Source organism: Kitasatospora sp. NPDC015120 (genome assembly GCF_043080305.1).
GTDB lineage: Bacteria > Actinomycetota > Actinomycetes > Streptomycetales > Streptomycetaceae > Kitasatospora.
Window position 1 is genome coordinate 30,797 of sequence record NZ_JBIBVJ010000021.1, and the last position, 9,590, is coordinate 40,386.

The 9,590-nt window shown below is 75.7% G+C and carries 8 protein-coding genes; 1 reads left to right on the plus strand and 7 read right to left on the minus strand.

The window, feature by feature from the left end; genetic code table 11:
- Positions 1-18: 18 nt before the first annotated feature.
- A complete protein-coding gene (locus tag ACF1AK_RS30580; RefSeq protein WP_391502093.1) occupies positions 19-2,025 on the minus strand; it encodes a beta-galactosidase in 2,007 nt (668 codons plus the stop codon).
- A 157-nt stretch (positions 2,026-2,182) separates the two neighbouring features.
- Here ACF1AK_RS30580 and ACF1AK_RS30585 point away from each other — a divergent pair, with 157 nt between their 5' ends.
- On the plus strand, positions 2,183-2,827 hold the full coding sequence (locus tag ACF1AK_RS30585) for a GntR family transcriptional regulator (RefSeq protein ID WP_391502094.1): 645 nt from the start codon (positions 2,183-2,185) through the stop codon (positions 2,825-2,827).
- Positions 2,828-3,295: 468 nt separating this feature from the next.
- Here ACF1AK_RS30585 and ACF1AK_RS30590 read toward each other — a convergent pair whose 3' ends face one another.
- From ACF1AK_RS30590 to ACF1AK_RS30615, 6 genes are all read right to left on the minus strand, one after another.
- Positions 3,296-3,829 (minus strand): MarR family winged helix-turn-helix transcriptional regulator, encoded by a 534-nt coding sequence (locus tag ACF1AK_RS30590; protein WP_391502095.1) that lies wholly within the window; start codon positions 3,827-3,829, stop codon positions 3,296-3,298.
- A gap of 66 nt (positions 3,830-3,895) precedes the next feature.
- On the minus strand, positions 3,896-4,816 hold the full coding sequence (locus ACF1AK_RS30595; protein ID WP_391502096.1) for an RICIN domain-containing protein: 921 nt from the start codon (positions 4,814-4,816) through the stop codon (positions 3,896-3,898).
- A gap of 872 nt (positions 4,817-5,688) precedes the next feature.
- Positions 5,689-7,623, minus strand: a complete 1,935-nt coding sequence (locus ACF1AK_RS30600) for a N,N-dimethylformamidase beta subunit family domain-containing protein (protein WP_391502097.1) — start codon at positions 7,621-7,623, stop codon at positions 5,689-5,691.
- Positions 7,620-9,068 (minus strand): condensation domain-containing protein, encoded by a 1,449-nt coding sequence (locus ACF1AK_RS30605; RefSeq protein ID WP_391502098.1) that lies wholly within the window; start codon positions 9,066-9,068, stop codon positions 7,620-7,622. The genes ACF1AK_RS30600 and ACF1AK_RS30605 overlap by 4 nt, the downstream gene beginning before the upstream one ends.
- On the minus strand, positions 9,065-9,364 hold the full coding sequence (locus ACF1AK_RS30610) for an acyl carrier protein (protein WP_391502099.1): 300 nt from the start codon (positions 9,362-9,364) through the stop codon (positions 9,065-9,067). The genes ACF1AK_RS30605 and ACF1AK_RS30610 overlap by 4 nt, the downstream gene beginning before the upstream one ends.
- The gene (locus ACF1AK_RS30615; protein WP_391502100.1) at positions 9,361-9,585 is read right to left on the minus strand and encodes an MbtH family protein; all 225 of its coding nucleotides are present in this window, start codon (positions 9,583-9,585) and stop codon (positions 9,361-9,363) included. Before ACF1AK_RS30615 ends, ACF1AK_RS30610 begins: the two co-directional genes overlap by 4 nt.
- Positions 9,586-9,590 lie beyond the last annotated feature (5 nt).

Here is a 9,590-nt window from a genome sequence, read left to right on the forward strand (position 1 = left end):
CGGTCGGGGCGTGGTCGGTCAGGGGGTGGCCGGTCGGGGCGCGGCCGGACGGGTTTCGAGGACGACGGCGTCGCACGGTGCGACGGTCACGGGGCCGCCGGGCAGCGCGCGGCCGGTCAGCAGGTCGGTGAAGCCGGTGTCCGCGGGCAGCTCGACGGTGGCGGGCTGCGTACCGTGGTTGAGCAGGAAGAGGTGGTGCCCGCGGCGGCAGGCCTCGACGCCGGCGGGCAGGCCGGCCCCGGTGACGCCGGTGACGCCCGCGGCGGCCAGCACGGCGTCCAGCAGCGGGGCCGGGTCCTCGGGCAGGCAGCTGACGTAGGTGGCGGCGCCGCGCCGGGTGACGGCCGGGCGGCCGTGCAGCGGCCCGCCCCGGTAGCGCGCCAGCACCTCGGTGTCCCCGGCGGTCTCCAGCCACTCGGTCCAGGTACGGGCGAGCAGCCGGGTGCCGTCCGTGCTGACGACCTCCTGGACGGCGCCGTCCGGCAGCGGGCGCCACTCCTCGACGCGCACCCCGAGCAGCTCGCGCAGCGGGCCGGGCGCCCCGCCGTGGTGCACCTGTTCGGCGGCGTCGACCACGCCGCTGAACGGGCCGACCACCAGCTGCCCGGGGAAGGCGGCCAGCGCGGCGGCGTGCTCCTCGGTGCACAGGTAGAGGTTGGGGGCGATCACCAGCCGGTACCCGGAGAGGTCGCGCCCCGGCGGGGCCAGGTCGACGGCGATGCCCCGCGCGTGCAGCGGCGCGTACCAGGAGAGCAGCAGCTCGTGCAGCCGCAGCCGGTCGGAGGGCATCGACTCGGGCGCCTCCAGCCCCCACCAGCTGTCCCAGTCGAGCAGCAGCGCGACCTCGGCGCGGGTGCCGGTGCCGGCCACCGCGGCCAGCCGCCGGACGTCCGCGCCGAGCGCGAGCGTCTCGCGCCACTGGCGGGTGCCGGTGCCGCCGTGCGGCAGCATCGCCGAGTGGAACTTCTCCGGGCCGTACCGGGCCTGGCGCCACTGGAAGAACATCACGCCGTCCGAGCCGTGGGCGAGCGCCTGGAGGCTGTGCAGGCGCATCACGCCCGGGTCCTTGGGCACGTTGACCGGGCGCCAGCTGACCGCGCTCGGCGCGGACTCCAGGAGCAGCCAGGGCTGCTGCTTCAGCGAGCGCATCAGGTCGTAGCTGAGCGCGGCCTTCACCGGGGCGCGCGGGTCGGCCGGGTCCGGGTAGGCGTCGTCGGTGACGACGTCCTCGGCGGCGGCCCAGCTCCAGTAGTCGAGGTCGCGCAGCACGCTCATGAAGTTGGTGGTCACCGGGACGTCCGGGGTGACCTCCTTGAGGACGGCGCGCTCCGCCTCGAAGCAGGCGAGCAGCGCGTCGCTGGAGAAGCGCCGCCAGTCCAGCAGCTGCGCCGGGTTGACCGGGCCGGGCGCCTTGCGGGGCGGCTCGACCTGCGTCCAGTCGGTGTAGTGCTGGCCCCAGCAGGACGTCCCCCAGGCCGCGTTGAGGCCGTCCAGGGAGCGGTGGCGGTCCTGGAGCCAGCGGCGGAAGTCGCGGGCGGACTCCTCGCAGAAGCACTCGGCGGTGTGGTCGGCGTACTCGTTGCTCACGTGCCACATCGCCAGCGCCGGGTGCTCGCGGTAGCGCTCGGCCATGGCGCGGGCGAGCCTGACGGTGGCGGCCCGGAACACCGGGGAGGAGGGGCAGTAGCCCTGGCGCGAACCGAACTCCAGCCGGGTGCCGGCGGCGTCGACGGGCTGGACCTCCGGGTGGGCGCGGACCAGCCAGGGCGGCGGGGTCGCGGTGGCGGTGGCGAGGTCGACGGCGATGCCGTGGGCGTGCAGCAGGTCGAGCACGCGGTCGAGCCAGCCGAAGTCGTAGCTGCCGGGCGCCGGTTCGAGCCGGGACCAGGAGAAGACCGCGACCGTGACGAGGCTGACGCCGGCCTCGGCCATCAGCCGGACGTCCTCCCGCCACACCTCCTCGGGCCACTGCTCGGGGTTGTAGTCACCGCCGAACAGCAGACCCGGCACCCGTGTCAGGCCCATGCTGCGCCTCCCGCTTCCCCCGGGGTCGGAGCACCCCGGAAAACCCGTCTCCACGTCGTCCCGCATTTTGTATTCAAAATGCATAGTGCAGTACACTGGGCCGGGTCAAGAGGTGTGCATCGATCCGGACGGCCCGTCCGGAGGTCAGGGGGACGTGATGGCGATCGAGCGTCGTCCGCTGCGCGAGCAGATCCGCGACGAGCTGATGGACCGGCTCACCCGCGGCGAGTTCGCGGCGGGGACCGATGTCAACGAGGCCGTGCTGGCCGCCGAACTCGGCGTCAGCCGCACCCCGCTGCGCGAGGCGCTGATCGCGCTGGCGGGCGAGGGCGTGCTGGAGAGCAGCCAGGGCCGCGGCTTCCGGTTCGCGCCGGTCAGCCGCAAGGAGTTCCGCGAACTGGTCGCCATCGTCGCGGCCCTGGAGTCACTGGCGCTGGAGTCCTCCGACCCGGAGCACCTGCGGACCATCGCCCCCCGGCTGCTGGACCTCGCCCAGGGGTTCCCCGACCAGGTGGCCGCGCACTCCACGGTCGACCGGCGGGACGACGAGTGGCACGGGCTGCTGCTCAGCGGCTGCTCCAACGAGCGCCTGCTGGACCTGCTCACCCGGGTCAAGGCCGGGATGCGGCGCTACGAGAACCTGGTCGTCGCCGAGGACGAGCCGGTGGCCCGCGAGTCGGCGGAACACTGCGAGATCGCCCGCCGGCTGCTGGCGGACGACCTGCCGGGCGCCATCACGGCGCTGCGCGCCAACTGGATCGGTGGCATGGAGCGGATGCTCGCGCACCTCCCGGAGGACTGATGCGCGTCGCGCGGGAAGGCCGGGGCCGGGGCCTCGGGACGCGCAGGCGCGCCCAGGACGAGGCGCCGGGCCGGCCGTCTCCTCAGCGCGCATGAACCCGGCATCCTCCGGTTCGCGAAGGTCGCTTGCTGTTCCTTGGCCGGCAAGCGGCCTTCGCCGGCTGCCTTCAGGTGGACGAAGACGGGCACGGTCCGGCGTTGCGACTGCCGCCGCCGGCTCGTCGAGGAGCCCGGCATCGAGCCCGGCATCGAGCCCGGCGCCGAGCTCGCCGGCGTCCACCGCGCCATCCTGCGCCAGGACCCCCGCTGCCCGGGCGGGTCCGACTCCCCTGCGGGCGAGGGTCGCTGCCCGTTCGGGTAGCGCGGGCCGGTGCGCGTTGACACCCCTGCGGGCCTGGTCCACCGTAGTCGCAGAGCCGGGCCCCGACCCGACAGGGGCCCGGTGAACGCGCCTGTCAGCGGCGCGACTTCACCGCGTCCCGGGTCCGCGTCCCCCGGCGGACCCGGGACGCGGTGCTGTGGGGGCGGAGCGGCGGGGTGAGCCCGAGGCGCCGTTCTCGTAGGCCTCGATGGTGCGGACGAACAGCGCCCGCTCGGCAGGGGCCAGCGGTTCGAAGGCGCTGCGCCAGGCCGCCGCGCCGTTGGCCAGCCAGCCTTCGATCGCCGCCCTCGTCTCCGGCTCCTCGGTGATGGTGACGATGGTGCGGCGGCGGTCGGCCGGATCGGCCTTGCGCTCCACCACGCCCTGCCGGCTGAGGTCGCTGACCATCAGGCTCACCGTCGTCGGCGCCACCTCCAGGCGCTCCGCCAGCCGGCTCACCGGCATCGGCCCGTCGAAGAGCAGGTAGGACAGCATCGACAGGTGCCGGGGCGCCAGGTTCGCCGAGCGGAGCTGCTCGGGCACCGGCGTGCGCTTCAGCCGCGCCGCCACCCTCGGCATGAACAGCAGCATCGCACGGACCGCCTCGTCCGCGCTCAGACCGTCCCCGGGTGCTGTGGCCATCCGCTCCGACCCCTTCTCTCGAAGCTCACACCGTACCGGAGCGGCCCTGACCGGCTCCGCGCCCGGCTACGGGTTGGCGGTGATGTCCGGGACGTTCGCCGGGGCGGGCACCGCCTCGAAGCGGAACACCTGGCCGGACTCGGCCGGATCGCACGTGAGTTGGACCACCGCAGTGCGCTCGGCCGGGTCGGCGCCGCCCGGCACCGTCAGGCAGGCGCCGCTGTGCTGCGGCACGAGCCGGAAGGCGCCGCCCGCGACCGGGTCCAGGCGGAAACGCTCCGAGGTGCCGCGCCGGCCGCAGTAGTCGTCGCCCGCCCGCGCGGCCGACCGGGTGCTGCCGTTCTCCACGCCGAGGCAGCCGTGGCCGAACACCGGGTGCAGCGAGCGCAGGCGGAACACCCCGCCGTCCAGCGGCTCCAGGGAGTACACCGGGACGGCTGCGGCGCAGTCCGCCTGGAAGACGTGTCCGGCGCCCTCGTCGTCGCGCTCGGAGAAGCAGAGGCCGGAGGCGTCCGAGCGGATCCGGTAGGTGCCCGCCGGCGGCGCGCCCCGGTCCGGCTCGGACCGGGCGGGCGCTCCGGCGTCCGCCAGCAGATAGCCGGCGCCGCCCAGCAGGGCCGCCGCCGTGACCGCGCCGAGGGCGAGCAGCCACGGGCGGGGGCGGCGGCGGGCGGGCGGCGGCTGCGGTGCCCGCTCCGCCTCCGGCTCCGCCGCGAGCCGGCGCCGTGCCGCGAGCCAGGCCTCGGTGTCGGCGTCCTCCCCGCAGGCGTGCAGGAAGGCCAGCAGCACCTCCGGCCTCGGCAGCGCATCACGCCGCAGCAGGTCCGCCGCCGTACTGCGCGGCAGCACCTCGCCGCGCTCGGCCGCCCGCTCCTCCAACTGCCGGAAGGACAGCCCCGAACGCTCCTTCACCTCCCGCAGCAACGCCGCGAACTCCACCGCGTCCCGGACATCCTCCGGCCCCTGCCCCCGGCCCCGCTCCCACATGCGCCCGATCCTCCCCGCTCCGCCCCCACCCCGGCAAGAGCCCCACCACCCTCCCCCACCGGCACGGAGAGAGAGGAACGTTTCCCCTCCCGGGCGCCCCGCAGAACGTGAGCACCCACCGTGCAGAAACGCTTCCCCACCAGAGCAGAAAGTCGGCCCCGCCGACTTCCCACTCCACCCGCACATTCGCCCTCCCCTTCCGAACAGGAAGTCGACCCCGCCGACTTCCCACTCCACGCCCACCTCACGCAACAGCCCAGAGGGTGCATGAACGTTTCCCCACGCGGGCGGGGCACGGAAGGGCGGGCCGGCCGAGGCACACAAGCCGCCGACAGACGCGGACGCCTGCCGACTGGAGTGGGAAGTCGAGCCCGCCGACTTCCCACTCCAGCACCGCACGCGGCTGCCGAGGGGCACGAGCGCTTACCAACCGGAGCAGGAAGTCGGACCCGCCGACTTCCCACTCCACGCCCACCTCACGCAACAGCCCAGAGGATGCATGAACGTTTCCCCACGCGGGCGGGGCACACAGGGGCGGGCCGGCCGAGGCACACAAGCCGCCGACAGACGCGGACGCCCGCCGCCTGGAGTAGGAAGTCGAGCCCGCCGACTTCCCACTCCACGCCCACCTCACGCAACAGCCCAGAGGATGCATGAACGTTTCCCCACGCGGGCGGGGCACAGAAGGGCGGGCCGGCCGAGGCACACAAGCCGTCGGCAGACGGGGACGCCTGCCGCCTGGAGTGGGAAGTCGAGCCCGCCGACTTCCCACTCCAGCACCGGCGCTGCGTGCAGGGGGGAGTGAACGTTTTTGCAGGTGCCGCGGCAGGGGCGCTTGCTGCCTGGAGTGGGAAGTCGGGCCGGCCGACTTGCTACTCCGGTAGCGGTGTTGCGCGCAGGAGGTGGGCGGTGGGGGTGGTGGTGAGGAGGTGGCCGGCGTGGGAGGTGAGGGTGAGGGTCGAGGGGAAGGGGGTGGTGGGGGTGAAGGGGGGCTCGGGGGTGGTGGTCGGGGGGCGGGTGGTGAGGCCGGTGGGGGTGGTGGCGTGGAGACGGCCGTTGAGGACGGCGAGGGTGGTGGCGCCGGCCGCGGGGCAGAGCGGCCGCCAGGGGGCGTCCGGGTCGGTGGCGGGCCGGTGGTGCAGGGTGTCGTCGTGCGGGGTGATCGCGAACAGGGTGCCGTCGCACATCGCGAGGGCTCCGGTGCCGGGCGGGGTGCGGCCGACGGGCGTCCACGGTGCCGGGCCGGGGACCGGGTCGCGGACGAGGAGGCGGTCGTCCTCGGTGACGGCGAGCAGGGCGAGCGGGATCGGCCCGGTGGCCTCGCGCGGAGCGGTGAGGCAGCGGATCCGCGGGGACGGCCCGGCGCTCGGCGGGCACGGCGTCCACGGGAGGTTCTGGTCGGACGGCTCCCGGTGCAGCAGCGTGGTCCCGTCGGCGGCCACCGCGAACAGCAGGCCCTCGCAGGCGGCGAGCGCCCGCACCCCGTCCGCCCGGCCGACGGTGTACCAGCGCGGCGCCGGCACGGCCCCGCCGAGGCGGTCCAGCACATTGCGGGTGATCCGGTCGACGACCGGATCACCCAGCGCCCGGCCCCAGTTGATGGTGGCGGCGTTGAAGACGGTCCCGGCGCCGAGCCGGAAGACGCCCATGGTCGCCCAGCCGCCCTGCCCGTAGCGGCGCCAGTGCCGCAGGTCGGCGGTGGCGAGCACGGCGAAGGAGCGCGGGGTGCCGTCCCGCCCGGTGGCGCGGGGCACGCCGGCGGACCAGTCGAGTTCGGCGGCATCGGTCTCGTAGCCGAGCGAGCCCTGCGCGAAGGAGTCCCCGTCGGCGAGCCCGGTGCCCTCGAAGACCCAGTGGTCGGCGAAGCGGACGGTGTAGGACTCGCGGCCGATGACCGCCATGCCGTCACCCCAGGCGCCCGCGCCGCGGCGGAAGCTGACGCCGGTCATGCCGTTCTCCGGCCTCTCCACCGGGGAGCTGGACCACTCGACGGTGGCCCGGCGCGGGTCGGTGGCGGTCACCGGGTCGGCGGCCGCGTCACGGTGGCAGACCATCGAGCGCCCGCCGTCCGGCTCGTCCTCGACCCGGATCTGCCACCAGGCCGTGTTGGCCGCGAAGAACGCCAGGTTGCCGCCCCGGCGGGCGAACTCCTCGACGCGGTCGCGCATGCCGGCCGACCAGTACTCGTCGTGCCCGTTGACCACCAGCAGCCGGTACCGGGCGAGGGAGCCGGCGAACCCCGGGTCGTCCAGGTCGAAGCCGGAGCAGTACTCGACGGGGTACCCGGCCCGGGGCAGCCAGCGCAGCAGCGGCTCCTCCCAGCGCTCGGGCGGCGGCCCCCCGCCGGGGGCGTCGAGCCGCACCCGGGCGGCGCGGCCGGGCTGCTCGGCGTAGTAGAGGCCGCGGCCCGGCTGGCCCGCCCGGTGGTAGGCGCGCCAGGTGGCGAACGGGACCGAGACCAGGATGCCGGACGCCGAGCCGGGACGGGCGGCACGCACCGCGAACCACACCTCGTGCTCGGCGTCGCGCTCGGGCGCGGGCTGCTCGGGACGCTCGTCGTGGAAGCTCGCCCGGTAGAGCGAACTCGGCCAGTGCGCCGGGACGTCGAGGTCCCACCGGGTGACACCGCCGAGGGCCGCCTTCAGCCGCACCTCCCCGCTCACCTCGTCCGTGACGACCACCCGGCCGCGCAGCGGACGGCCCTCGACGCCCCGCGCGCCGAGGCGGAAGCGCAGCCGGCCGCCCTGGACGCAGGACGTCGCCGCGGCGGCGGCCAGCGGACGCGGGACGGGGTCGCCCGCCGTCACGAGACCTGGTCCCCGTGGTCGGTGAACCGTTCCAGCAGACCGGGGAGCGCCGCCAGCCGGGGCGGGGCCCCGGCGGCGGAGGCGACCACCAGCTCCTCGATCGCCCGCAGATGGGCGAGGATCGCCGCCGGGGGGAGGTAGGCGGTGTCGGCGGTGAGGGTGACGGTGAGCGCGGAGTCGTCGCCGGTGAGGTGGAGGCAGTAGCGGCAGGCGACCAGCTCCTGAGTGGCCGGGAAGTCCGTCACGGTGCGGGAGCGGAGTGCGGCCAGCTCCTCGGCCGTCGGCAACTCCGTGGCCGCCAACGGCCGTTCGACGAGCCGCATGTCGTTGAAGCAGCAGTACGGGTGCACCTCGGTCCCGCGTTCGCGGGCGATCCGGGCGAGCAGGGCGTCCCACTCCACCGGGTCGTAGGCGGCCGCCCGGTAGCCCGCCAGGGCGGCCCGCCACGCCGCCGGAAGCAGGTCGGTGAACACGGCGCCGCCGTCGAGGTCCTCGGGCAGGTCCAGGACGACCAGCGCGTCCTGGGAGAGCGTGCTGACCAGGTCGCGGTGGTCGGCGGCGGCCCGGTTCCCGGCGATCGGCATGACGGCCGCCGCCCGGTGGCCCCGGTCGGCGGCGACCAGGGCCGCACTGGCGGCGAGCAGCACGGTGGAGCCGCTGACCCGGTGGACGGCCGCCAGCGCGTCGACCGCCCGGGGCAGCGCCGCCGACACCAGCCGACCGGTCCAGAACCGGGGCGCGCACGGCTCGGCGACCGGGGCGGCGAACATCGTCGGCGGCATCCGCCGCAGGTCGGCCTCCCAGCGGGCCAGCGCCGCGGCGCCCCGGCGACGCCCGGCCGGGCCGTGCTGCTGGTGCGCGAGGTCGTACGGGGTGACGGCGGCGGGGCGGCCCGCCGAACCGCGCCGGACCAGCAGCCGCAGGTCGCGCACCAGCACCTCGGCGCCGTGCCCGTCCGAGGCCAGGTGGCACAGGGCGAACACGGCGTGGGTGATCCGCCCGCCGCAGCGCACCGCCCCGAACCGCACGGGCCACTCCCCCGTGTAGTCGAAGCGCCGCCCGGTGAGCTCGGCCACGAGCTCCTCGGCGGCCCGCCCGGTGCGCGCGGGGTCGGGCTCCTCGCGCACCTCGACGGTGATCTCGCCCTCGGCACACAGGAGTTGGCCGGGCTCGCCGTCCTCCCCGAGGGCGAGCCGGGTGCGCAGGGCCTCGTGCCGGGCGAGCAGCGCGGCGACGGCCGCCGCGAGCCGCGGTTCGTCGACGGGCGCGCCCCGGTCGGCGAGCGGGAGGATCCGGCCGAGGTTGAAGTAGTGGTCGTTGGGCGCGGTGCGGCCGATGGCGTGCCAGATGGCGCGCTGGCCCCAGGTGAGCGGGGCGCGCCCGGACCGGGTACCGGTGAAGGGGACGGGGAGGCCGGTGCGTACGGCGGTGGTCGTTCCGTTCATCCGGCGTGCTCGTGCAGTCGGGCGGCGAGGGCGGTCAGGCCGTCGGTGTGCAGGGCGGGGTCGCCGAGGTCGATCAGCAGCTCGAACTCCTCCTCCAGGCTGTCGGCGAGCCGCAGCAGGGCGAGCGAGGAGACCCCGAGGGCGGTCAACGACTCCTCGGAGGCGAGGAGTTCGGCGACGGTGAGCTGACCGTCGGTGGCGGCGGACACCAGCTCGGCGAGACGGCCGCGCACGGCGGCGAGCTCGGCGGGATCGGCGAGCTCGGCGGGATCGGCGCGATCGGCGGGGGCGGTCATCGGGCGGCCCCGCCGGCCTGCTCGGCGAGGCGGCGGCGCAGGCTGAGCGGCCGGATGTCCGGCCAGACGCGGTCGACGTGGTCGCTGCACTCCTCCTCGGTGCCGGCGAACCCCTCGGCGCGCCAGCCGGCGGGGATCGGGGCGGCAGCGGGCCAGAGGGCGTGCTGCTCCTCGTCGTTGACGACCACCAGGTACGGGGCTTCGGGGTTCGTGGGGCTCACGGGGC

Excerpts from the sequence above, each read along its gene's own strand:
- ACF1AK_RS30580 (WP_391502093.1), bottom strand. The coding sequence starts at position 2,025 with ATGGGCCTGACACGGGTGCCGGGTCTGCTGTTCGGCGGTGACTACAAC.
- ACF1AK_RS30585 (WP_391502094.1), top strand. The coding sequence starts at position 2,183 with ATGGCGATCGAGCGTCGTCCGCTGCGCGAGCAGATCCGCGACGAGCTG.
- ACF1AK_RS30595 (WP_391502096.1), bottom strand. The coding sequence starts at position 4,816 with ATGTGGGAGCGGGGCCGGGGGCAGGGGCCGGAGGATGTCCGGGACGCG.
- ACF1AK_RS30590 (WP_391502095.1), bottom strand. The coding sequence starts at position 3,829 with ATGGCCACAGCACCCGGGGACGGTCTGAGCGCGGACGAGGCGGTCCGT.
- ACF1AK_RS30605 (WP_391502098.1), bottom strand. The coding sequence starts at position 9,068 with ATGAACGGAACGACCACCGCCGTACGCACCGGCCTCCCCGTCCCCTTC.
- ACF1AK_RS30610 (WP_391502099.1), bottom strand. The coding sequence starts at position 9,364 with ATGACCGCCCCCGCCGATCGCGCCGATCCCGCCGAGCTCGCCGATCCC.